Raw genomic sequence first — 22869 nt, 5'->3', positions numbered from 1 at the left:
GATGTCAGCATTTTTCATCAACCGGCCGATCTTCGCCTGGGTGATCGCCATCGTGATCATGCTGGGCGGCCTGCTCGCGCTCACCACGCTGCCGATCTCGCAATATCCGCAGATCGCGCCGACCACGGTCAACATCAGCGCCACCTATCCCGGCGCCGACGCGCAGACGGTCGAGAATTCGGTGACCAAGGTCATCGAGCAAGGCATGACCGGCATCGACAATCTCGACTACATGACGGCGACGTCGACCTCGACCGGTTCGGCCTCGATCACGCTGACTTTCACCAGCACGGCCGATCCCGACACCGCGCAGGTGCAGACGCAGAACAAGCTGCAACTGGTGCAGTCGCAACTGCCGCAGGTGGTGCAGAGCAACGGCATCACGGTTTCAAAGTCCTCGACCGGCTTCCTGATGGTCATCGGCTTCGTCTCCAGCGACGGCAAGATGAACTCGACCGATCTCGCCGACTATGTCGACGCCACGGTCAACGACACGCTGAAGCGCGTCGAGGGTGTCGGTTCGACGCAGCTCTTCGGCTCGGGCTATGCCATGCGCATCTGGCTCGACCCGGACAAGCTCGCAAAATACGCGCTGATGCCGAATGACGTGGCGAGCGCCATCGAGGCGCAGAACACGCAGGTTTCGGCCGGCCAGCTCGGCGGCCTGCCGGCGCGCAAGGGCCAGCAGCTCAACGCCACGGTGACCGCCAAGAGCCGGCTGCAGACCGCCGAACAGTTCCGCAACATCATCCTCAAGAGCCAGACCGACGGTTCGCTGGTCCGCCTCAACGACGTCGCCACCGTCGAACTCGGCGCCGAGAGCTATACGACGCAAGCCAACTACAACGGCAAGCCGGCGGCCGGCGTCGCCGTCAACTTGGCGACCGGCGCCAACGCCATCAGCACCGCCGAAGCGGTGCGCTCGACGATCAACCGGCTGAGCTCGACCTTCCCGCAAGGGGTCGAAGTCGTCTACCCCTACGACACCTCGCCCTTCGTGCGGCTGTCGATCGAGGAGGTGGTCAAGACGCTGGCCGAGGCGATCGTGCTGGTGTTCCTGGTGATGTTCATCTTCCTGCAGAATTTGCGGGCGACGATCATCCCGACCATCGCCGTGCCGGTGGTGCTGCTCGGCACGTTCGGCGTGCTGTCGCTGTTCGGCTATTCGGTCAACACGCTGACCATGTTCGCCATGGTGCTCGCCATCGGCCTGCTCGTCGACGACGCCATCGTCGTGGTCGAGAATGTCGAGCGCGTCATGGCGGAGGAGGGGCTGCCGCCGAAAGAGGCGACGCGAAAATCGATGAACGAGATCACCGGCGCGCTGATCGGCATCGCCACCGTGCTGTCGGCGGTGTTCGTGCCGATGGCCTTCTTCGGCGGCTCGACCGGCATCATCTACCGGCAGTTCTCGGTGACCATCGTCTCGGCCATGGTGCTGTCCGTGCTGGTGGCGCTGGTGCTGACGCCGGCGCTGTGCGCCACCATCCTGCGGCGGCCGAAGGACCATGCCACGCAGACGGGTCCGTTCGGCTGGTTCAACCGGATGTTCGATCGCGGCACGACGGCCTATCGCGACGGCTCGCACGGCATCATCAACCGGTCCTGGCGTTTCCTTGCCGTGTTCCTGGCCATCGTCGTCGCCATGGGGTGGATGTTTGCCCGGCTGCCGAGCTCGTTCCTGCCGGAAGAGGACCAGGGCATCCTGATCACCAGCGTCCAATTGCCGGTCGGTGCCACGCAGGACCGCACCGAGCGCGTGCTGAAGCAGGTCACCGACCACTATCTCAACGACGAAAAGGACGCTGTCGACGGGGTCTTCACCGCGTCGGGCTTCGGCTTCGGCGGCGCCGGGCAGAATGTCGGCATCGGCTTCGTGCGGCTGAAGGATTTCAGCCAGCGCAAGTCGCCCGCAATGGCCGCGCAGGCGATCGCCGGCCGCGCCATGGGTGCGTTCTCCAAGATCAGGGATGCGCAGGTCTTCGCGCTGGCGCCTCCCGCCATCCAGGGTTTCGGCAACACCAACGGCTTCGACTTCTACCTGCAGGACGTCAATGGCGCCGGCCATGACGCGCTGATCCAGACGCGCAACCAGCTTCTGGGTCTTGCCGGGCAAAGCAAGCTGCTCGCCAACACGCGCCCCAACGGCCAGGAGGACCAGCCGCAATTCTCGGTCGACATCGACCAGGAAAAGGCCAGCGCGCTGGGCGTCAGCCTCGCCGACATCAACAACACGCTGTCCAGCGCCTGGGGCAGCGACTACGTCAACGACTTCATCGATCGCGGACGGGTGAAGCCGGTCTACATGCAGTCGGACGCGAATTTCCGCATGCAGCCGGAGGACCTCGACAAATGGCAGGTCCGCAATGCCAGCGGCGCCATGGTGCCGTTCTCGGCCTTTGCCTCCAGCCACTGGACATTCGGTTCGCCAAGGCTCGAGCGCTACAATGGCTCGGCGGCGGTCGAAATCCAGGGCGCGGCGGCGGCCGGTGTCAGCTCGGGCGCGGCGATGGACGAAATCGACAAACTCGTCGCGCAATTGCCGGCCGGCTATTCGCATGAATGGACCGGGCTGTCGCATCAGGAGCGGCTTTCGGGCAACCAGGCGATGTCGCTCTACGCGATTTCGGCGCTGGTCGTGTTCCTGTGCCTGGCCGCGCTCTATGAAAGCTGGTCGATCCCGTTCGCGGTCATGCTGTCGGTGCCGATCGGCATCTTCGGCGCGCTGGCGGCGGCAAGCCTGTTCGGCCAGACCAACGACGTCTATTTCAAGGTCGGGCTTTTGACCACGATCGGGCTGGCCGCCAAGAACGCCATCCTGATCGTCGAGTTCGCCATCGAGCGGCAGGCGGTCGGCATGGGGCTGGTGGAGGCGACGCTGGAGGCGGCGCGACAACGATTGCGGCCGATCCTGATGACGTCGCTGGCCTTCATCCTCGGCGTCACGCCGCTGGCGATCGCCACCGGCGCCGGCTCGGGGGCGCAGAACTCCGTCGGCATCGGCGTGATGGGCGGCATGATCGCGGCGACGGTGATCGGCGTGTTCCTGGTGCCGCTGCTGTTCGTCACGGTGCGGCGCATCTTCAAGGGCAGGGTGGCTAAACCAGATCCCGGGCAGGATACGGGCGAAACGCCGGTGACGGCCAACCAGCAATAAGGGGTTCTCACATGACAGGTCTTGAACGTGGCTCGGTGGCCGCGAGGCGGCTCCTTGCGCCTATTCTCGGCGCGGCCTTGCTCGCGGGATGCGTCGTCGGTCCGGACTATCGGACGCCCATCCTGCCGATGCCGGCAAACTGGAGCGGCCAGAAGCCGACCAAGTCCGCCCAGCCGGCGCGGCTTTCACAATGGTGGCAGCGCCTGCGCGACCCGCAGCTCAACATGCTTGTCGCGGAAGCGGTCGCCGGCAATCTCGATGTCGCGACCGCGAAGGCCAAGATCCGCGAGGCGCGCGCCAGCTACCGCCAGAGCGCCGGCACATTTCTGCCGTCGGTGGATGGATCCGGCTCGATCACGCGCAACAAGTCGGCCGAGACGACATCGGGCGCCAATTCCATCTACGCGGAATACCAGGCCGGCTTCGACGCCAGCTGGGAACTCGACCTGTTCGGCGCCAACCGCAGGGGTGTCGAGGCCGCGCGCTTTGGGGTGGATGCGTCCGAGCAGGAATTGCGCTCGACCCTTCTGACCCTGGTCGGCGATGTCGCGTCCTATTACACCCAGGCGCGCGGCTACCAGGCGCGCATCGCGCTCGCCCGGCGTTCGGCCGTGTCCCAGCGACAGACCGCCGAACTCACCCGCACCATGGCGCAGGCGGGGTCGGCGACGGCGGCCGATGTCGCCAAGGCGATGGGCCAAGCGGCCAGCACCGAGGCCGCTGTGCCGACGCTGGAAGCAAGCTATGCCGAAGCGGTGCATCGCCTGTCGGTGCTGACCGGCCGGCCGCCGGCAGCGCTCAACGAGCGGCTGAAGCGCGGCAAGCCGATCCCGGCGCCACGCTTGCCGATGCCGACCGGAATTCCGGCCGACATCCTGCTGTCGCGCCCGGATGTGCTGATGGCCGAGCGGCAATACGCGCAATACACCGCCAAGGTCGGCCAGGCCGAGGCGGCGCGCTATCCCTCGGTCAGCCTGACGGGAGACATCAGCACGGCGGCCCTCAATCTCGGCGACCTCGGCAAGAATTCGTCCATCGGCTGGTCCTTCGGGCCGACGCTCAGCGTGCCGCTGTTCAACGCCGGCCAGTTGCAGGCGGCCGCCGACGTCGCCCGCGCGCAGCGCGACCAGTATTTCATCGCCTACCGGTCTTCGGTGCTGACCGCGCTCGAGGATGTCGAGAACGCGCTGGTGCTGATGGCGCAGGAGCGCATCCGCATCGGCAAGCTTGCCGCGTCGGCGAAATCCTACGGCGATGCGGCGCGGCTGGAAGGCACGCTCTACAAGGCGGGCGAGACCAGCCTTCTCGACGTGCTCGACGCCCAGCGCTCGCTCTACTCGGCCGAGGATTCGCTGCTGCAGAGCCGCGTCCTTTTGGCGACCAACTACATCGCCCTCAACAAGGCGCTCGGCGGCGGCTGGGACGGCGCGGTCGATGCCGCCAAGCCCGAGATCGTCGACGTCAAGACCGGGCCGCGGCTGGCGAAGGTGGAGCCCTAAGCGGCTTCATGGAGACGGGCTGTTCCGTCCGTCCCGCAGGGTTGCCACTTTGGCGTGACATGTGATCGCCAGCCTGACGGCTATCCCTTGTTGGACTCCCGGCGCCGAGCTGGCGTTTGCCGGGCCGCAGGGCGCGCCTGGCCTCCGCCGGCATCAGGCGCCGCCAGTGCCTTCACGACCGTCGCGGCGCCGCCATTCGCCGCATGCGCAACACTCGGTCCGATCTGGCCGGCGGCGAGTTGCGAGAGCTCAGTCCGCGAGGAGACCTGCAATTTGCGGTAAATGTTGTTCATATGAATTTTCAGCGTACCTTTCGAGATGCCGACGTCGAAGGCGATCTGCCCGGTCGGCTTTTCGGCGAGAACCTGCCGCGCGATCTCGATTTCGCGGCTCGTCAGCCTCTGCGAGAGGCTCCGCCATTTCGTCCTGCGCGACGCCTCGTTCTGGACGGCCTCGCTGACAATCTCGGCGGGCAGCCACCGGCCGCCGGCGGCAACCCGGTGCAGGCATTTGAGCAGGGCGTCGACGGCGGCCTCCTTGAACACGATGCCGGCAACGCCAACCGCGACAGCGTCGTAAAGCTGGGCCTGAGAGGCGCCGACCGTCAAAAGCACACAAGACGTCGCGAGCCCTTGCCGGCCGATTTCGGCGGCGACATCGAGGCCGTTCAGTCCCGGCATGCTGATGTCGAGCACCGCGACATCAGGCACGTCGCGCTGGATGGCCGTCAGGGCGGCCGCGCCGTCCCGCGCCGAACCGACCACCGCGAAATCCGGGTCGCGGGCAATCATGTCGATCAGGCCGTGCAACAGCAGCGGGTGGTCGTCGGCGACGAAAACCGTGACCATGTTCAGTTCGCTGGCTGCCGAACTTCTCGGCCAGGGTTCCATGGCGCGGTGCGGCCATCGATGGCTTCCGGTGGCCGCCGGCGCCCGTGCTCGGTCATGGCGTCTTCTCCCCTTGCGTGTCTTTGTGACACATCAGCGACTTCATCGTGCCGGAAGCGAACATCGCGACCCGGCCCTCATCCTGCGAAGCGTGAGGCCATGCTGACAGAAGCAGCGTGGTTGCGCAAAACATTAGCAACTGCTTAGTTAATCCTCAAGCGGCGCGCCGTGCAAAATGCGTGGCGGCGGACTGAAAGCAGATGCCACGCCGATGTGCCGATGCTGATCTTCATCTTGGATGATTCATCGGCGCTATCACGAAATTTTTGTAGATCCGACCGTGAATCTCCGGTTCGTGAAATAACTAAGCCAAAGCGACGCAATTATTCTTGTCTGCAAAAGCACTTTTTCAGAACTGAAATCGACTTTTCTGCCTATAACCGGGGTTATATAGACGGACGCATTGCAACCTGCGCAATATGGTTTGGGAAATATTAACGTCCAGGCAATCGTAGGATTGTTGGGGTTGGGGCTTTGGGTGTGGGTATAACGGTCAGTCCGACGGCGGGCCAGTTCCGTCATGCGGCAATAGCTGTGTCGGCGAATGGGAGGCAGTCTCCCCGCCGAACCTTTCTCCTTTCAAAGTCGTCGATTTTGTCACGAACGATTGCTCGCCTGGCCGGCCGCGTCCCTCGGACGCTGCGCGCCGGCGCTGCGATCAGGCCGGAATAGATGGGGGCGGCCCGACCGCCGACCGCACAACAATGTGGAGGAAGTAGCATGGCGATCGATATTGGCAGTGGCGTCCTTCTCGAGGCAACGACGGTAGGGTCGGGCACCGGCAGTTACGATTCCTTCCTGAGGCTGCAGGCGACAGGTATCGAGGAGGGCTTCAACACCGACCAGAACGGCAACGTCGTCGACAACAAGGCGTCCTTCACCCACGACCTGCAATACGGCAACATGCAGTCGATCAATGTCGACGGCGTCGACTATATCGAATTCCGGCTCGACCTCAATGAAAGCAACAATGCGACAAACGGCAACATCACGCTGACCGGCCTGGACATCTACATTTCAAACGCCGGAGCAACGCTTGCCGACTACGATGCGGACTTTGCGGGATTCACCACCGTCTTTCATCTTGACCTGAACGACCCCCAGTATTTGATTGACTCCAATCATGGCTCGGGAACGGACGACTACCGGGTGCTCGTGCCGGTCAGCGACTTCACGGCGGCCGGTGTCTCTCCCGACTCCTATGTGACGCTGTTTTCGAGCTTCTCAGGGGCCAATGGGGGCTTCGAGGAGTGGCGCACGCTTACGACGCCCGGCACCGGCACTGATGCGCCTGGAATCGGCATCGACAAGGTAACGGTCGACGGCTCGGCGATCGGCGACGATCTGCAGGTTCTCTCCGGGGACACGATCACCTGGCAATACACGGTCAGCAACACCGGCAATGTCGCATTGTCGAACATCGTCGTCACCGACGACCACAATGACGTGGTCGTGACGGCGGTTCTCAGCGGCGGTTTCAACGTCGGGGACACCAACCAGGACGGCAAGCTCGACACCACCGAGCACTGGAGCTTCATCGGCACCAGCATCGACAAGGCCGTCATCGGCGACTACGCCAATATCGGGACGGTGACCGGCTCGGCCGGGGCGCTCACCGTGACAGACAGCGACGGCTCCAGCTATTTCGGCGCCGATCCCGAGATCAAGATCGACAAGGTGACGGTCGACGACGGAGTCAAGGGCGACACTCTGACGATCCTGACCAACGAGCCGATCTCGTGGGAATACACGGTGACCAATATCGGCAACGTCGCGCTGTCGGGTATCTCCGTCACCGACAGCGACGGCGGCGTGACGCCGGTCGCGGTGCTTGGCAACGGCCATGTCACCAATATCGGCGACAGCAACGACAACAACATGCTCGACGCCGGCGAGATCTGGAAGTTCTCGGCAACCGGTACCTCCGTGGCTGGCCCTTACAGCAACACCGGTACCGCCTCCGGCTCCTTCACCGACGATGCCAACCACACACGCACCGCCACGGCCACCGACGACTCCGGCTATACCGGCGCCGATCCGCATATCACGCTCGACAAGAAGACCAACGGCGTCGACCACGGCCTCAACATCTTCCAGGGCCAGCCGGTGACCTGGACCTACGATGTCAAAAACGACGGCAATGTCGCGCTCGCCCATGTGGTCGTGACCGACGACAACGGCACCGCCGGCACCGCCGGCGATGATTTCCATCCGACCGCTATCCTCAGCGGCGGCTTCAACAGCGGCGACATCAACCAGAACGGCCTGCTCGATACAAACGAGACCTGGCACTACCAGGCGACCGGCGTCGCGCAGCTGGGTAGCTACGTCAACAACGCAACGGCCACCACCGATGCCTTCGTCGACACGGCCTTGCATTCGCGTACGCCGCTCGCCACCGACAGCAGCGACTATGAAGGCTTCTCGAACAAGGCGCTGACGCAGGGATTCTGGGGCAGCCACGCGGATGCATGGGACGGTGTCACCGGCCACGAGAGCAATCCCACCAAGAGCGCCGTCGCCAGCCACGTTCTGTCCGGCCTCGACGTCAATCCGCGTACGGACGGCTATCTGCTGCTCGGCGACAGCAACGGCGACGGCATTGCCAACGATGCGCACGATCTCCTGATTTCGAACGCTCTGGCCAAGTCCATCGAATCGAGTTCGACCGGCGGTGACGCACGCGTCATCATGTTGCAACAGGCGATCGCCACCCAGCTCAACATCGACAACCATGTCGGTCAGCCCAACGACCTGATCGACGAGGCGGTGATGTGGCTGACCAAGCAAGGAGCGTGGTCAACTGTCGGCGTGAATGTCGATACCAACAATGACGGGGTCGTTGATGAGAATGGGGCTCACACGGCGCTTACGGGTGCGGCGGTGAAGACTTCGTCGGCTGCCTGGACAAGCTATGTCGACGTCACCGATCCGAGCTCCGGCATCACCGACTGGAACGGCGGCAAGGAGGCCGATGGCGAGGGCCTCAAGAACGCGCTGATGTGGTTCAACCAGGGGCAACTGGTGACGTCCGGGCCGGGCGGTCATGTCGCCTGGTTCGATGGAACCAACATCGTCGACGAGCATCCCAACACGCTCGACCAATTCTGGCTCACGCTGCATCAAGTGGGGGGCCTGACGGGCATCGCCTGAGGCTGGTTTCCGGCCGTCGGCCGGGTGCCTTGCCGCAGCGCCGCCCACATGGATTGGCATGGAAAGGGGCTCCACGATCTTCAATTCGGCGCAGGCCAGGGTCAGGTCCTTGGGTCTGGTTTTGATAGCCTGCGCCCTTTTTCCTGCACTCGGTGGCATGTTGACGACATCGCCAGGCGTCTGGCTGTTCTGCCTGGCGTTCGCGATGTTTGGCGCTCTTCTGCTGTTTCGGGGACGCAATCCTTTTCGCGCTGAAACCGCTCCTGGCGCAGCCCCCGGCGTCGCGGCGACGGCGCGAAAGGCTGCCGGGCCCGGTGCCCGGCAGCCCAATCCTCGGCAGCAGGGATCGGAACTCTCGGCGGCAATCAAATCCTGCCGCTCGGCCTTCATCGCCATCGCACTGTTCAGCGGCGTCCTCAACGTCCTGATGTTGTCCAGTTCGATCTATATGCTCGAGGTCTACGATCGCGTGCTGCCGAGCCGCAGCGTGCCGACGCTGATCGGCCTCAGCCTGCTCGTAGCCATCCTCTACGCCGGACAAGGCGTGCTCGATTTCATCCGCGGCCGCATCCTGGTGCGCATCGGGGGAGCCCTCGACGAAGCGCTCGGCGCCCGCGTCTATTCCAGCGTCCTCAAGCTGCCGCTCAAGGTCGGGCGCAATGGCGACAGCATGCAGCCGGTGCGCGATCTCGACAGCGTGCGGACCTTCCTGTCGGGCACCGGCCCGACCGCGCTGTTCGACCTGCCGTGGCTGCCGCTCTATCTAGCCATCATCTTCATGTTCCACGTGCTCCTCGGCGTGACCGCCCTGGTCGGAGCGATCGTGCTCGTCCTGTTGACCGTCTATGCCGAGCGGCTGACGCGCAAGCCGGTCACATCAGGCACCCAGACCGGCATCATCCGCAACGGCCTGACCACGACCGGCAACCGCAACGCGGAAGTCATCGCGGCTCTCGGCATGGGCGGCAGGATGGCGAAGCGATGGGAAGAGGCCAACCGCGACTATCTCGCCGAGCAGCGCAGCGTCAGCGATATCGCCGGCGGCTTCGGCGCCGTGTCCAAGGTGCTACGCATGCTCCTGCAATCGGCCATGCTCGGCATCGGCGCCTGGCTGGTCATCGAACAGCAGGCGACCGCGGGCATCATCATCACGGCATCGATCCTGAGCGGGCGGGCGCTGGCGCCCGTCGATCTGGTCATCGCCAACTGGAAAGGTTTCCTGACCGCGCGGCAGGGCTGGCAGCGGCTGACCAGGATTCTTGCCGCATTGCCCGCCGATGCCGAGCCGATGGTCATGCCCGCGCCGAGCCGCCACGTCTTCATGCAGAACGTCAGCGTCGCCGCGCCCGGCGTGCAGCGGCTGCTGGTGCAGGACGCCAGCTTCGCACTGGAAGCGGGACACGCCGTCGGCATTATCGGTCAGAGCGGTTCGGGCAAGTCGACGCTGGTCAGGGCGCTTGTCGGAGCCTGGCCGTCGGCCGCCGGCAGGATCCGGCTCGACGGCGCCGACCTCGATCAGTGGTCGCCGGAAGACCGCGGCCATTTCATCGGTTATCTGCCGCAGGACGTCGAGTTGTTCGCCGGCTCGATCGCCGAGAACATCGCGCGTTTCGAACCCGACGCCGATCCCGCATTGGTGATCGCCGCCGCCAGGGCCGCCGGCGCGCATGATCTCATCGTCGGTTTCCGCGATGGCTACGAGATGCAGATCGGCGAACTTGGCGAGGCCGTCTCGGCCGGTCAGCGCCAGCGCATCGCGCTGGCCCGCGCGCTCTATCGCGATCCGTTCATGGTGGTGCTCGACGAACCGAATTCCAACCTCGACGCCGAAGGCGAACAGGCGCTGTTTCAGGCTATTGTGTCGGTGCGGCAACGTGGCGGCATCGTCGTGCTCGTGGCACACCGGCCAAGCGCGCTCGGCACGGTCGATTTCATCCTCGCCATGAGCCAAGGCCGCGTCCAGGCGTTCGGGCTCAAGGACGATGTCTTGGCCAAGCTGTTTCCGCGGCCGCAACCGGCGGTGAGCGCCGTGCCGCACCTCAGGCTCGCCACCGAGGAGCCGGCGCCGCGGCCGGGCGCGGCGGTGGCAGGCGAGTAAAGGGAGGGATGATGCCGAGTTCCTCCCACCAGTCCATTCAACGCTACATGCGCTGGGGCCTCGTCGCGGTCGCGGTGCTGGTCGGCGGCGTCGGCGGCTGGGCCTCGCTGACCCGCATTTCGGGAGCGGTCATCGCGTCGGGGGTCCTCGTCGTGGATTCCCACGTCAAGGACGTACAGCATTCGACCGGCGGCATCGTCGGCGAGATCGCGGCGCGTGACGGCGACCGTGTCAAGCGCGGGGCGCTGCTCGTGCGCCTCGATCCCACCGTGCCGGCGGCCAACCTCGCCGTCGTCACCAAGGCCCTCGATCAGTTGTCGGCACGCGAGGCGCGCCTCGAAGCGGAGCGCCGGGGTGCCGATGCCATCGCCTTCCCCAGGGATATTCTCGATCGTCGCGGTGATGCGGCGATCGCGGAGATCATCGCCGGCGAGGAACAGGTCTTCGAGACAAGGCGTGCGGATCGTTCCGGCCGGAAGGGCCAGTTGCAGGAGCGCATCCTGCAGCTGCAGAAAGAGATTGGCGGGGACACGGCCCAGGCGGAAGCCAAGTCGCAAGAAATCGCGCTTGTCGAGGAGGAACTGGCCAGCATACGCGCGCTGTGGAAGAAGCGGCTGATCTCGATCGACCGCCTGACCGCCATGGAGCGCGAGTCGGCGCGGCTCGATGGCGAGCGCGGCCAGTTGACGGCGGCGCTGGCGCAGGCCCAGGGCAAGATCGCCGAGATCAATTTGCAGATCCTCCAGATCGACCTCGAACTCAGCACCGACGTCAACAAGGATTTGCGCGAGATCGACGGCAAGGTCGGCGAACTGACGGAGCGCAAGATCGCCGCCGAGGACCAGCTCAGGCGCATCGACATCCGCGCGCCGCAGGACGGCATCGTGCAGCAATCCATCGCCCACACCGTCGGCGGCGTCATCACCCCTGGCCAGACGATCATGCAGATCGTGCCCGACAGCGACAGCCTGACGGTCGAGGCCAAGATCGCGCCGAGCGACATCGACCAGCTGTGGGTCGGCCAGCCGGCGGCGCTGCGCTTCTCGGCCTTCAACCAGCGCACCACGCCGCAGATCAACGGGACGGTCGAACGAACCTCGCCGGACACGACGACCGACCAGCGCACCGGCATCAGCTACTACACTGTCCGCATCGCGACGACGAACTCGGAGATCGCGCGCCTCGGCGAGGTCAAGCTGGTTCCGGGCATGCCGGTCGAATCCTTCATCAAGACCGCCGACCGAACCGTGATCTCCTACCTCGTCAAACCGCTGCAGGATCAGCTCAACCGCGCCTTCAGGGAATGAGCGGGACATCTGGGATCGTTCGATCCGGTTGACGAATTGCCTCGGATTGCCGGGTGGCCGGCACAGGACCTGGCCCATGGCTGTCCGGGTAGTTCACGACGCGATGACCAAAATGTGCAACCCGAACCATCGGCTGTCCGTTTATGGTGTCATCGAGGCTATGCGATGTCCCGCGTCTACGATCTTGCATCCAATGGGGTCCGGCGTGTCTATGAAAGGCGCATAGACGCGCCGGCTATCCTCGATGCCGCCACCGATTTTCCGAACGCGGCGAAATTCATCGCCGCCTGGCGCGGCATACGCGACGAAGCGCTCGCCGTGCGGCTGGGCGGGGCGCCGCGCTTCCACGACATCATGCCGGAGCAGGCCGAGATCTCGGCCAATGACGGCCTCGACTGGCGCATGTTCGTGCTCAAGGCCTACGACATCGGGGTTCCCGAAAACCTGGCGCGGATGCCGGTTCTGAGCCAGTTGCTCGCCGAGTGTCCCGAAGTCAAATCGGCGGCCATCTCGTTCCTGGCGCCGCGCAAGCACATTCCCAGCCATCGCGGACCGTTTCGCGGCATCATGCGCTTTCATCTCGGCCTGGTCATTCCGCGGCAGACCGATGGCCGCCCCGCGACCATCATGATGATCAATCATCAGGAGAAGCGGATCACGGATGGCGAAGGCATGCTGTGGGACGACACCTTCCCGCACGAAGTGATGAACAACGCCGACGAGGCGCGCATTGCGCTGTTGCTCGACGTCTGGCGTCCGGGAATGCCGCTGGACATGGAAATCCTGTCCCGGCTCATCGTGCGCGGCGTGCAGGCAGGGATGCGCCACAGGGGCGTGTCCTTCTCCGGCTGAACCCTATCCCTTTGTTTTTAAGCAATTTCCAAGGGAAAGCGCTAGGTCCTCACTCTTCTGAATTGCTTTGATCAAGTGACGACGACCAGCCGACGCGGCGCGGTCGTTCGCCCGGTGGTGGCCGTGTCCTTGACAGCCTTAATTAATTTATTAACATTAGAAAATAATAGGGAGGAGAAGATGGGCGTCCATCACGGAGCAATCCTGCGCATCCTGCGCGACGACGGTCCGCAGTCGCGTGCCGAACTGGCGCGGCGGACCGCGCTCTCGCCGACCGCGCTGACCCATCTGACGGCGCATCTGCTCAGGGAAGGGACGGTCGTCGAGCTCAACCAGGCCGCCGCCGGCGACGCACCCGTCGGCCGGCCGGCCATCGGCGTCGCGCTGGTGCCGGATGCCCTGTCGGTGGTTGGCGTGCACATCGGCGCCGGCACCATCCATGCCACGATCACCGACCTCAAGGCTTCCTCGAAAGCCATGGCCTCGCAGTATTTCGACACCGCCACCAGTGAGCCGGCCGCGGTGATCGGCATGGTGGTGCGGACCGTCGAGCAACTGATCCGCAAGACAGGCGTCGAGCGGTCCCGCCTGATCGGCCTCGGGCTCGGCGTGCCTGGCCCGGTGGACACCAAGCGGCGGCGCAATTTGCAGTCGGTCAATTACGACTGGAAGGACGTGCCCTTCGCCGACGAACTCGAGACGGCCCTCGGCATACCCGCCGTGGTCGAGCACAATGTCAGCGCCATGGCGCTGGCGGAGTCGCGCTACGGCATCGGCCGCGACGCCACCGCGCTGCTCTACATCTACCTGCGCACCGGCCTCGGCGCTGGGCTGGTGATCAACGGCATGCCATTCCGCCCCGGCGGCTATGGGGCCGTCGAACTCGGCCATGTCCAGGTGGTAGAGAATGGCGAGCGCTGCGCCTGCGGCAACAGAGGCTGCCTGGAGACGTTCCTGTCCGAACGGGCGCTGGCCCGCGACGCGCATATCGAGGCGCCGCATCCCAAGCGGCTGCTGGCCGAGTTGGAGAAATATCCCGGGCCCTGGAACGCGGCACTCAGGCACCTGACGACAGCGATCGCGACCGCGACCAACCTGCTCAATCCGGACCTGATCGTTTTTGGCGGCCATCTCGCCGAAGCGCCGGAAAGCTTCATCGACCATATCCGCGAGGGCGTTCCGCCCCGCGTGCTGCCGCCGATGCGCGATGTGCTGCGCATCGAGCGGTCAAGCCTCGGCCCCGGCGCTGGCGCCATCGGCGCGTCGGCCGCGGCGCTCGACCACTTCTTTTATTCGGGGGTTTCGCGATGAGCGAGACAGCCAAGACGACACGCCCAGGCGGTACGCCGCCGGAAGGGCAAGGCATCGACTATCCCGCCCTCGCGCTCAATCTCGTCGGGCTCGTCGCCGGTGTCGCCATCTGGTGGGCGCTTACGGCGGGCGGCGCGGTCGGCCTGCCGCCGCCGCCGCAGGTGGCGGCGCGGTTCGGCGATGTCATCGCCAGCGGGCAGCTTGCCACCGATATCGCCTCCAGCCTGGCGCGGGTGCTGACCGGCTTCCTGCTCGGCGTCATCCTCGCGATCCCGGTCGGCTTCGTCATGGGCTGGTACAAGGTCGCCCGTTCGCTGATCGAGCCCTATCTGCAGTTCTTCCGCATGATCCCGCCGCTCGCCATCATTCCGCTGGCGATCGTCACCATGGGCATCGACGAGACGCCAAAAATCTTCGTCATCTTCCTGGCATCGTTCCTGGCCAGCGTCGTCGCCACCTATCAGGGCGTCATCAGCGTCGACAAGACGATGATCAACGCCGCGCGGGTGCTTGGCGCGAAAGACATGACGATCTTCCTGCGCGTCATCATCCCGGCGTCGACGCCGTTCATCCTGGTCGGGGTACGCATCGGGCTTGGATCGGCCTGGGCGACGCTGGTCGCCGCCGAACTGATCGCCGCGCAGTCCGGGCTCGGCTTCCGTATGCAGCAGGCGCAGCTTTATTACGACCTGCCGACCATCTTCGTCAGCCTGATCACCATCGGCCTGCTCGGCCTTGCCATGGATCGCATCCTCCTGGTGATCGAGCGCCGGCTCACCGTCTGGCAGGAGCGCGTGTGATGGCTTCCAGGATCGTTCCAAAGATCGTGTTCGACAAGGTCACCCGCCGCTTCGATCTGAGCGACAACAGCTTCATCGCGCTCGACCGACTGTCGCTCGACATCGCCGACGGCGAGTTCGTCACCGTCGTCGGCCCCTCCGGCTGCGGCAAGTCGACGGCGCTCAACATCGCCGCCGGCCTGTTGCGGCCGAGCGAGGGCAGCGTGCTGGTCGACGGCAAGGCTGTCGAAGGGCCGGGGCCGGAGCGCGGCATGATCTTCCAGCAATACGCGCTCTTTCCCTGGCTGACCGTTCGCCAGAACGTCGAGTTCGGGCTGCGCATCAAGGGCGAGGAGGCTTCGCGCCGCAGGCAGATCGCCGAGCGTTTCATCGACCTGGTGGGGTTGCGCGATTTCGCCGACGCGCTGCCCAAGACACTATCGGGGGGCATGAAGCAGCGCTGCGCCATCGCGCGCGCCTATGCGGTCGACCCTTCCATCCTGTTGATGGACGAGCCGTTCGGCGCGCTCGACGCGCTGACCCGCGTGCAGCTTCAGGACCAGTTGCTCGACACCTGGAGCCGCGAGCGGCGCACGGTGATGTTCATCACCCATGATGTCGACGAGGCCGTCTACCTTGCCAACCGCGTCATCGTCATGGCGGCGCGGCCCGGCCGGCTGAAGGAGATCATCGATGTCCCGCTGCCTTATCCCAGAACCGAGGAAATCCGGCTTTCGGCCGAGTTCATGACCATCCGCAACCGCGTCTGGCAAGCGGTGTACCACCAGTAGCGGCGAAGCCGTTTAGCACCAGTAACAGGAGGAGAGTAGCGTGACACTGACAAGACGGAATTTCATGGCATCCTCGGCGGCGCTGGCCGCGTTCGCCGCCTCTGACATCAAGGCCAGGGCAGCGGGGACGCCGGCGCGCATCGGCTACAATGGCGACTTCTGGGGCGCGAGCATCTCCGGCGTGGCCGCCGATCAAGGCTTCTATGCCAAGCATGGCGTCGACGCCGATATCAAGGTCTTCACCAACGGGCCGATCCAGGTGCAGGCGCTGGGCGCCAACAGCCTCGAATTCGGCTATCTCGGGCCAGGCGCGCTTTGGCTGCCGGCGACCGGCAAGGCCAAGATCATCGCCGTCAACGATGTCGGCTTTTCCGACCGGGTGATTGCGCAAGCCGGCATCAAGTCGATCGCCGAGCTCAAGGGCAGGAAGGTGGCGATCGCGGCCGGCACGTCAGGCGACATGCTGCTGCGGCTGGCGCTGCGCAAGGCCAACATGGCGATGACCGACCTCGACATCGTGCAGATGGACCCGAGCACCATCGTGGCGGCCTTCGCCTCCAAGCAGGTCGACGCGGCCGGCATCTGGTACCCGTTCGTCGGCATCATCAAGACGCGGGTTCCCGACCTGGTGGAACTGGCCAAGAACGACGATTTCTACCCGCAGACCACGTTCCCGAGCGTCTTCATCGCCCGCAACGATCTGGTCGAGGGCAATCCCGATCTCGTCAAGAATGTGGTCCGTGCCATCAAGGACGCGCAGGATTTCCGCGCCGCCAACCAGGACAAGGCGATCGAGATCACCTCGAAACTGCTTGGCATTCCGGCCGAACAATTGAAGACCGAGGCCGGCTACGGGCGTTTCATGACCTCGGCCGAGCTCACCAAGCTCACCAAGGACGGCAGCGTGAACGGCTGGTTCGCGACGATGAATGACCTGTTCAAGACCTTCGGCAAGCTCGAGACCTCGCTCGACCCGAAGGACTACTATCTCGGCGATCAATATATTTCGGCCTGATGCCGGCTCTTGAACACCGCGGGCCCCGGTAACGAGCCGGGGCCTGCCTTTGACAACCATGGAAGCGGCGAGTCCTTCATGAACGTTCTCTATATCGACATCGACAGCCTGAGGCGCGACCATCTCGGTTGCTACGGCTATCATCGCAACACCTCTCCCGTCATCGACAGCCTCGCCCGCGACGGCATCCGCTTCGAGAACGTCTATGTCTCCGACGTGCCCTGTCATCCGTCGCGCACGGCGCTGTGGAGCGGCCGCCACGGCATGCGCACCGGCGTGGTCGGCCATGGCGGCACCGCCTGCGAGCCGTTCCGCGACGGCGCCGGGCGGGCCTGGGCCGGCACCTTCTACGAGGAGGGCTGGATGCGGGCGCTGCGCGATCTCGGCTACCACACGACGACGATCAGCAGTTTTGGCGAGCGGCATGGCTGCTGGCACTGGTATGCCGGCTTCAACGAGATCATCAATCCGGGCAAGGCCGGCATGGAGAATGCCGACGAGGTGTCGGGCCTGGCGCTCGACTGGCTGAAGCGCAATGGCTCGGCAAAAAAATGGTTCCTGCATGTCAATGTCTGGGATCCGCACACGCCCTATCGTGCGCCGGACTCGTTCGGCGATCCGTTCGCCGGCCAGCCTTTGCCGGAGTGGATGACGAAAGAGGTGTTCGAGAAGAGCCATGCCGGCTACGGTCCGCACAGCCCGCAGGAGCCCTCCGGCTTCGACGTAACACCGGGCGGATCGAAATACCCGCGCATGCCGTCGCCGATCGACGACATGGGCAAGGTCAAGGCCTGGTTCGACGGCTATGACACCGGCGTGCTCTATGCCGATCACCATGTTGGTCTCATCGTCGAGGAGCTGAAGCGGCAGAACCTGTTCGACGACACGATCATCGTCATCGGCGCCGACCATGGCGAGAATCTCGGCGAGCTCAATGTCTGGGGCGACCACCAGACGGCGGACGAGTTCACCTGCAACGTGCCTCTGGTCATCCGCTGGCCCGGCGCTAAGGACATGCGCGGCGTCAATGCCGGCCTGCACTATCATTTCGATTGGGCCGCGACACTGATCGACCGGCTTGGCGGCAGCGTGCCGGCGCTGTGGGACGGGCAATCCTTCGCGACCGCGCTTGCCGCCGGCGAGGAGGGTGGCCGCGATTTCCTGGTGCTGAGCCAGGGCGCGTGGGCCGTGCAGCGCGGCGTGCGGTTCCGGCTCGACGGCGCCGACTGGCTGATGCTGCGCACCTATCATGACGGCTACAAGGACTTTGGGCCCGTCAGCCTGTTCAACCTCAGCGAGGATCCGCACGAGCAGCATGACCTTTCCAGCAGCCGGGGCGACGTGGTCGATCACGCCAGCCGCCTGCTCGAGGACTGGCGCACCACGATGGCCAGGAGAAGCGACAGCGATGTCGATCCGCTGGTGACGGTGATCAGGGAGGGCGGGCCATTCCATTGCCTTGGCGAGTTGCCGGGCTATCTCGAAAGGCTGCGCCGGACCGGCCGCGCGGCGGCCGCGTCCGAACTGGAGCAGCGACACCCGGCACCGCCGCCACGCCGCCAGTCCCTGAACTGAGGGACGAAGCCTTCCTCGCTTGGTTGTGGGCGACTTATCGGCAGCAAGGCTGCGCCGAAGCGGAAGGCCCGCAACAGGCCTTGGCTTTTCTCTCTTCCTCGAGCCAACGGTCGCGCGGCTTGCAGCTTGCCGGCCGGGGCGAAAGGTCGACATGCACCGCGCCGCCGACGAGCCGGGGAAGGGCGGCCCGATACAGGGCGATCGGGCGCACGCCGTCGCTGACCTCGAAGGTCAGCCGGGCGGAAGGGTCGAGATCGACATGCTCCGTCACCTTGCGGATGATCGCCGAGAATTTTCCGGCCGGCATATGCGTGCGGTCCTCGTCGACGTCCCACAGCTGGACGAAGATCTCGGTCCAGGATTCGGGATTGGCGCCGCAATCCAGCGCGGCGAATGTGCCGGCCTTCACCTCGGTGACGTGGTAGCCGGGCTTCACCGGCCGGCCATCATGGAAAAACACCAGCTGCCTGTCCTTGTGGCCGGCGAGAAACGCCAGCAGGCCAGCGATGGTGATGTCCTCGGGATCACCGGCGATGGCGGGGGTGGATTCAAATTCCCGATTGTCAGAGGCGAGCATGTGCGGTAATCCTCGTTTCAACATTTCTAGGATTGTTGAAATATGGATGAACGTCAAGCCCTGTCCGCATTCGCAGCCCTTTCGCAAGAAACACGACTGCGCATTCTGCGGCATCTGGTGATCGCGGGTCCGGATGGTATTGCCGCAGGCGCCATCGCCGAGAAGGTCGAGGTCTCGGCCTCGAATGTGAGCTTCCACCTGAAGGAGCTCGAACGGGCAGGGCTGGTAAGCGTGCGCCGTGATTCCCGCTCCATGGTCTATAGCGCCGAGTATGAAGCGCTGAGCGGGCTGATCCGCTTCCTGATGGAGGATTGCTGCTCCGGAAGGCCGGAAATCTGCGCGCCGGCACTGGCGCCGGGCTGCTGTGCGGCCGATGCGCAAGAGGCGGCCCAATGACAGTCGAGCGCCAGTTCGACCTGCCGCGCCGTCTGGTCGCGGAAAGCCTTGGCACGGCGCTGCTGGTGGCTACGGTTGTCGGTTCAGGGATCATGGCGCGGTCGCTGACGGCCGACGGCGCACTGGCGCTTCTCTGCAACACGCTGCCAACCGGTGCGAGCCTCGTCGTGCTGATCACAATCCTCGGCCCAATATCCGGTGCCCATTTCAATCCGGCCGTGTCGCTCGCCCTGACGTTTTCGCGCCGGCTGTCGGCCGGCGACTGCCCCTGGTATATGCTGGCCCAGCTTACCGGTGGCATTGTCGGCACGGTGATCGCGCATCTGATGTTCGGCTTGGCGCCGCTGGCGCTGTCGACGCATGGCCGCACCGGCGCCGCGCAATGGCTTTCGGAGGGCGTCGCGACCTTCGGCCTGCTCGCCGTCATCCTGGCCGGCTTGCGCTTCGAACGCGCGGCCGTGCCCTGGCTGGTCGGCCTCTATATCACGGCTGCTTACTGGTTCACCGCATCGACGTCCTTCGCCAATCCCGCGGTCGCGGTGGCGAGGGCGCTCACGGAGACGTATTCGGGAATCAGCCCGGCAAGTCTTCCCGGCTTCATCGCCGCCGAGTTCGCCGGCGCCGGCTTCGCGCTGGCGTTGATGACGTGGCTGCTGCAGCCGCAATCCGAAATCCAACCTCTTGCCGTCGAGGCCGCGCCATGACCGTCACCGTCTACCACAATCCCGACTGCGGCACCTCGCGCAACACGCTTGCCATGATCAGGGCGAGCGGCGAGGAGCCGGTGGTCATCGAATATCTGGAACATCCGCCCAGCCGGGACCGCCTGCGCCAGCTTATCGCCGCCATGGGAATTCCGCTGCGCGCCTTGCTGCGCGAAAAGGGCACTCCCTATGCCGAGCTTGGCCTGGCTGATCCCAAATGGAGCGACGAGCAGCTGCTCGATGCCATGCTGAGGCATCCGATCCTGATCAACCGGCCGATCGTCGAGACGCCAAAGAGGACGCGTCTGTGCCGGCCGTCCGAGCTTGTGCTCGACCTGCTTGACCATCCGGTGACCCACTTCACCAAGGAAGATGGCGAGGTGGTGACAGGTGACCGTGGCATCAAGTAATCGGGGCCTTTCCGAGCTCGATGCCTCGGAACGCGCGCCGATAGCCGCGATTGCCGCCCTTGGGGTCACCCAGATCATCGGCTACGGCACGCTCTATTACAGCTTCAGCATCCTCGCCGCCGACATGGCCAGGGATTTGGGATGGCCCACCGAATGGATTTTCGGCGCGCTTTCGGCCGCCTTGCTGATTGGCGGCCTGACGGCGCCCTGGCTGGGGCGCTGGATCGACCGCTTCGGCGCCGGAAAAATCATGACCGCCGGCTCGGTGCTGGCAGCGGCGGCACTCGCCGGCTGCGCCAGTGCTCCCACCGCCGTGGCCTTCGTGGCGGCGCTGATCGTCCTCGAAGTGGCATCGAACCTGGTGCAGTACGGCGCCGCCTTCGCGCTGCTGGTGCAGATCAGGCCGCATGCCGCGCAACGCAGCATTACCTACCTCACCCTCATTGCCGGCTTCGCATCGACCGTGTTCTGGCCGATCACGTCGGCCTTGCACGCGCATATGCCGTGGCAGGGCGTCTATCTTGTCTTCGCCGGCCTGAACCTGCTTGGCTGCCTGCCGCTGCACGCCTGGCTCTCGCATGGGCTTGCCAAGGGCAGGCGGTCGGCAAGCGCGCCGCCACGGCATATCAAGGCATCGCTTCCCGCCACGTCGCGGCCGCTCGGCCTTGCGCTGATGGTCATCGCCTTCTCGCTGCAGAACCTGATCGCCGCCGCCGTGCTGGTGCACATGGTGCCGCTGCTTTCCGGGCTTGGCCTCGGGGCGACCGCCGCCATCGTCGGAACGCTGTTCGGGCCGTCACAAGTCTTGAGCCGTTTCATCAACATGGTCTTCGGCGGCAAGCTGTCGCCCTTGATGCTCGCCATCATCTCGGCCAGTCTGATGACAATCGGTGTGGTCGTGCTGGATAGCACCGCGCCTTCCATCGCCGGCGCAATGGCGTTCGCCGTCATCTTCGGCATGGGCAACGGGCTTTTCAGCATCGTCACCGGCTCGCTGCCGCTCACATTGTTCGGCAGCGATGGCTACGGCCGGCTGCAAGGCCGGGTGATGTCGGCCCGGCTGATCGTCTCGGCCGTCGCGCCTTTTGCCTTGTCGGTCGCCATCGTGCATATCGGCATCGCCTGGTCACTCGGGGCGATGGCGCTTCTGGGCGGTGCCGCGCTGCTGGTGCTGGCGGCGATCCCGAGACTGACCGAGGCGCGCGGCGACCAGGCGTGATGTCCGACGGCGTTGCCCGCTGGCTCATGCCATCTGGCCGTGCCCTCATCGAGGCATCCGCGCTGCCTCACGACAAGCGGGCCGGTTCGCTCTATCTCCCATGCGGCCGGCCTTCGCGCCTGCCGGCATGGAGGATGAACCAAAGTGACATCAATGCCGGTTGCCAGCCGCGAGGCAGCACCCTTGCCGGTCGCGGCGCTGATGGGTGCCATGGTGTCGATCCAGATCGGCGCCACCTTCGCCAAGACGCTTTTCCCGGTGATCGGCGCGCAAGGCACGACGACGCTCAGGCTCGTCATCGGCGCCCTGATGCTGATCGCGGTGCTGCGGCCCTGGCAGATGCGGCCCTCGCGCGCCACGCTGCCGTGGCTCGTCGCCTATGGCGTGACGCTCTGCGCGCTCAACCTTCTGTTCTACGCAGCGCTCGCCAGGATCCCGCTCGGCGTCGCGGTGGCGCTGGAGTTTTCCGGTCCGCTGCTGGTGGCGACGCTGACCTCGCGGCGTGCCAGCGACTTTGCCTGGATCGCGCTGGCGGTCGCCGGCATCGTGCTTTTGTCGCCCTTCATCCACTCGCTGCAGCCGCTTGACCCGGTGGGCGTGATGCTGGCGCTGGCCGCCGGCGGTTTCTGGGCGCTGTATATCGTGCTGGCGCAGAAGGCAGGCGCGGAGCTCGGCACCCGCACCACCGCCTATGGCATGGCCATCGCCGCCGTGCTGGTGCTGCCCTTCGGCATAGCCGAGGCGGGAAGCGGCCTGCTCGCGCCGTCGATCCTGGTCAGCGCGCTGCTCGTCGGCCTGTTCTCCAGCGCGCTGCCGTTCTTCCTCGAGATGGTGGCGCTGACCCGCATGCCGGCCCGCATCTACGGCACGCTGACCTGCCTGGAGCCGGGGCTCGGCGCGCTCGCCGGGTTTCTGTTCCTGCGGGAAAGCCTGACCATGCCGCAACTTGCCGGCATCGCCGCCGTGATCGTGGCCGCCGCCGGCACGGCGCTGACCTCGAAGCCGCCGGTGCCTTCACCGGAGTAAGGGAAGGCCGTCTCTTCGGCCGTCGCCGATCTGCGACGTCGGCTCCTTCATGG

The 22869-nt window shown here is 65.2% G+C and carries 18 protein-coding genes; 16 read left to right on the top strand and 2 right to left on the bottom strand.

The features are described from left to right. Nucleotide 1: 1 nt before the first annotated feature. Nucleotides 2-3157 (top strand): efflux RND transporter permease subunit, encoded by a 3156-nt coding sequence (locus EN804_RS11330; RefSeq protein WP_135919420.1) that lies wholly within the window; start codon nucleotides 2-4, stop codon nucleotides 3155-3157. 11 nt (nucleotides 3158-3168) lie between these two features. After that, complete coding sequence (locus EN804_RS11325; protein ID WP_135919419.1) at nucleotides 3169-4656, top strand: efflux transporter outer membrane subunit; 1488 nt, start codon at nucleotides 3169-3171, stop codon at nucleotides 4654-4656. 80 nt (nucleotides 4657-4736) lie between these two features. Here the strand turns inward: EN804_RS11325 and EN804_RS11320 are convergent, their stop codons facing one another. Then, complete coding sequence (locus EN804_RS11320; protein WP_189524487.1) at nucleotides 4737-5504, bottom strand: response regulator transcription factor; 768 nt, start codon at nucleotides 5502-5504, stop codon at nucleotides 4737-4739. Nucleotides 5505-6323: 819 nt separating this feature from the next. On the opposite strand from EN804_RS11320, the gene EN804_RS11310 reads away from it, so the two are divergent. The 9 genes from EN804_RS11310 (at nucleotide 6324) to EN804_RS11270 (ending at nucleotide 18484) form a co-directional block, all read left to right on the top strand. After that, nucleotides 6324-8756, top strand: a complete 2433-nt coding sequence (locus tag EN804_RS11310; RefSeq protein WP_189524486.1) for a hypothetical protein — start codon at nucleotides 6324-6326, stop codon at nucleotides 8754-8756. Nucleotides 8757-8961: 205 nt separating this feature from the next. Beyond that, complete coding sequence (locus tag EN804_RS11305; protein WP_135919416.1) at nucleotides 8962-10854, top strand: type I secretion system permease/ATPase; 1893 nt, start codon at nucleotides 8962-8964, stop codon at nucleotides 10852-10854. Between the two features lie 11 nt (nucleotides 10855-10865). Beyond that, nucleotides 10866-12161 carry an HlyD family type I secretion periplasmic adaptor subunit gene (locus EN804_RS11300; protein WP_246689207.1) on the top strand — a complete coding sequence of 432 codons (1296 nt, stop codon included), beginning with the start codon at nucleotides 10866-10868 and terminating at the stop codon, nucleotides 12159-12161. A 165-nt stretch (nucleotides 12162-12326) separates the two neighbouring features. Next, nucleotides 12327-13013 carry an aspartyl/asparaginyl beta-hydroxylase domain-containing protein gene (locus EN804_RS11295; protein ID WP_127279631.1) on the top strand — a complete coding sequence of 229 codons (687 nt, stop codon included), beginning with the start codon at nucleotides 12327-12329 and terminating at the stop codon, nucleotides 13011-13013. Between the two features lie 180 nt (nucleotides 13014-13193). Then, nucleotides 13194-14324: an ROK family transcriptional regulator gene (locus tag EN804_RS11290; RefSeq protein WP_135882075.1), complete on the top strand. Its 1131-nt coding sequence runs from the start codon at nucleotides 13194-13196 to the stop codon at nucleotides 14322-14324. Further along, nucleotides 14321-15124: an ABC transporter permease gene (locus EN804_RS11285; protein ID WP_127870312.1), complete on the top strand. Its 804-nt coding sequence runs from the start codon at nucleotides 14321-14323 to the stop codon at nucleotides 15122-15124. Before EN804_RS11290 ends, EN804_RS11285 begins: the two co-directional genes overlap by 4 nt. 11 nt (nucleotides 15125-15135) lie before the next feature. Next, complete coding sequence (locus EN804_RS11280) at nucleotides 15136-15894, top strand: ABC transporter ATP-binding protein (protein ID WP_189524494.1); 759 nt, start codon at nucleotides 15136-15138, stop codon at nucleotides 15892-15894. A 40-nt stretch (nucleotides 15895-15934) separates the two neighbouring features. Beyond that, on the top strand, nucleotides 15935-16909 hold the full coding sequence (locus tag EN804_RS11275) for an aliphatic sulfonate ABC transporter substrate-binding protein (protein ID WP_246693417.1): 975 nt from the start codon (nucleotides 15935-15937) through the stop codon (nucleotides 16907-16909). Nucleotides 16910-16987: 78 nt separating this feature from the next. Beyond that, nucleotides 16988-18484, top strand: coding sequence for a sulfatase (locus tag EN804_RS11270; protein WP_135919413.1), 1497 nt, complete (start codon nucleotides 16988-16990; stop codon nucleotides 18482-18484). A gap of 34 nt (nucleotides 18485-18518) precedes the next feature. Here EN804_RS11270 and EN804_RS11265 read toward each other — a convergent pair whose 3' ends face one another. Beyond that, complete coding sequence (locus EN804_RS11265; RefSeq protein WP_135919412.1) at nucleotides 18519-19061, bottom strand: DUF6428 family protein; 543 nt, start codon at nucleotides 19059-19061, stop codon at nucleotides 18519-18521. A 42-nt stretch (nucleotides 19062-19103) separates the two neighbouring features. Here EN804_RS11265 and EN804_RS11260 point away from each other — a divergent pair, with 42 nt between their 5' ends. From EN804_RS11260 to EN804_RS11240, 5 genes are all read left to right on the top strand, one after another. Beyond that, nucleotides 19104-19457 carry a metalloregulator ArsR/SmtB family transcription factor gene (locus EN804_RS11260; RefSeq protein WP_127281126.1) on the top strand — a complete coding sequence of 118 codons (354 nt, stop codon included), beginning with the start codon at nucleotides 19104-19106 and terminating at the stop codon, nucleotides 19455-19457. Next, nucleotides 19454-20161, top strand: a complete 708-nt coding sequence (locus EN804_RS11255) for an MIP/aquaporin family protein (RefSeq protein WP_135919411.1) — start codon at nucleotides 19454-19456, stop codon at nucleotides 20159-20161. The genes EN804_RS11260 and EN804_RS11255 overlap by 4 nt, the downstream gene beginning before the upstream one ends. Continuing rightward, nucleotides 20158-20571, top strand: a complete 414-nt coding sequence (arsC, locus tag EN804_RS11250) for an arsenate reductase (glutaredoxin) (RefSeq protein WP_135919410.1) — start codon at nucleotides 20158-20160, stop codon at nucleotides 20569-20571. Before EN804_RS11255 ends, arsC begins: the two co-directional genes overlap by 4 nt. Beyond that, nucleotides 20552-21790 carry an arsenite efflux MFS transporter ArsK gene (arsK, locus tag EN804_RS11245; protein ID WP_246693416.1) on the top strand — a complete coding sequence of 413 codons (1239 nt, stop codon included), beginning with the start codon at nucleotides 20552-20554 and terminating at the stop codon, nucleotides 21788-21790. Before arsC ends, arsK begins: the two co-directional genes overlap by 20 nt. A gap of 144 nt (nucleotides 21791-21934) precedes the next feature. After that, nucleotides 21935-22816, top strand: coding sequence for a DMT family transporter (locus EN804_RS11240; RefSeq protein WP_135916785.1), 882 nt, complete (start codon nucleotides 21935-21937; stop codon nucleotides 22814-22816). Nucleotides 22817-22869: the final 53 nt, after the last annotated feature.

The organism is Mesorhizobium sp. M8A.F.Ca.ET.161.01.1.1, assembly GCF_004792105.1.
Classification (GTDB): Bacteria; Pseudomonadota; Alphaproteobacteria; order Rhizobiales; family Rhizobiaceae; genus Mesorhizobium.
The sequence above is the reverse complement of the archived record's forward strand: the minus strand, read 5'-3'. Positions and strand labels throughout refer to the sequence as shown.

What these genes read in the sequence shown, in the direction of transcription:
- EN804_RS11325 (WP_135919419.1), top strand. Translation starts at nt 3,169, where the DNA reads ATGACAGGTCTTGAACGTGGCTCGGTGGCCGCGAGGCGGCTCCTTGCG.
- EN804_RS11290 (WP_135882075.1), top strand. Translation starts at nt 13,194, where the DNA reads ATGGGCGTCCATCACGGAGCAATCCTGCGCATCCTGCGCGACGACGGT.
- EN804_RS11285 (WP_127870312.1), top strand. Translation starts at nt 14,321, where the DNA reads ATGAGCGAGACAGCCAAGACGACACGCCCAGGCGGTACGCCGCCGGAA.
- EN804_RS11330 (WP_135919420.1), top strand. Translation starts at nt 2, where the DNA reads ATGTCAGCATTTTTCATCAACCGGCCGATCTTCGCCTGGGTGATCGCC.
- EN804_RS11300 (WP_246689207.1), top strand. Translation starts at nt 10,866, where the DNA reads ATGCCGAGTTCCTCCCACCAGTCCATTCAACGCTACATGCGCTGGGGC.
- EN804_RS11255 (WP_135919411.1), top strand. Translation starts at nt 19,454, where the DNA reads ATGACAGTCGAGCGCCAGTTCGACCTGCCGCGCCGTCTGGTCGCGGAA.
- EN804_RS11320 (WP_189524487.1), bottom strand. Translation starts at nt 5,504, where the DNA reads ATGGTCACGGTTTTCGTCGCCGACGACCACCCGCTGCTGTTGCACGGC.
- arsC (WP_135919410.1), top strand. Translation starts at nt 20,158, where the DNA reads ATGACCGTCACCGTCTACCACAATCCCGACTGCGGCACCTCGCGCAAC.
- EN804_RS11310 (WP_189524486.1), top strand. Translation starts at nt 6,324, where the DNA reads ATGGCGATCGATATTGGCAGTGGCGTCCTTCTCGAGGCAACGACGGTA.
- EN804_RS11305 (WP_135919416.1), top strand. Translation starts at nt 8,962, where the DNA reads ATGTTTGGCGCTCTTCTGCTGTTTCGGGGACGCAATCCTTTTCGCGCT.
- EN804_RS11295 (WP_127279631.1), top strand. Translation starts at nt 12,327, where the DNA reads ATGTCCCGCGTCTACGATCTTGCATCCAATGGGGTCCGGCGTGTCTAT.
- EN804_RS11260 (WP_127281126.1), top strand. Translation starts at nt 19,104, where the DNA reads ATGGATGAACGTCAAGCCCTGTCCGCATTCGCAGCCCTTTCGCAAGAA.
- EN804_RS11265 (WP_135919412.1), bottom strand. Translation starts at nt 19,061, where the DNA reads ATGCTCGCCTCTGACAATCGGGAATTTGAATCCACCCCCGCCATCGCC.
- EN804_RS11270 (WP_135919413.1), top strand. Translation starts at nt 16,988, where the DNA reads ATGAACGTTCTCTATATCGACATCGACAGCCTGAGGCGCGACCATCTC.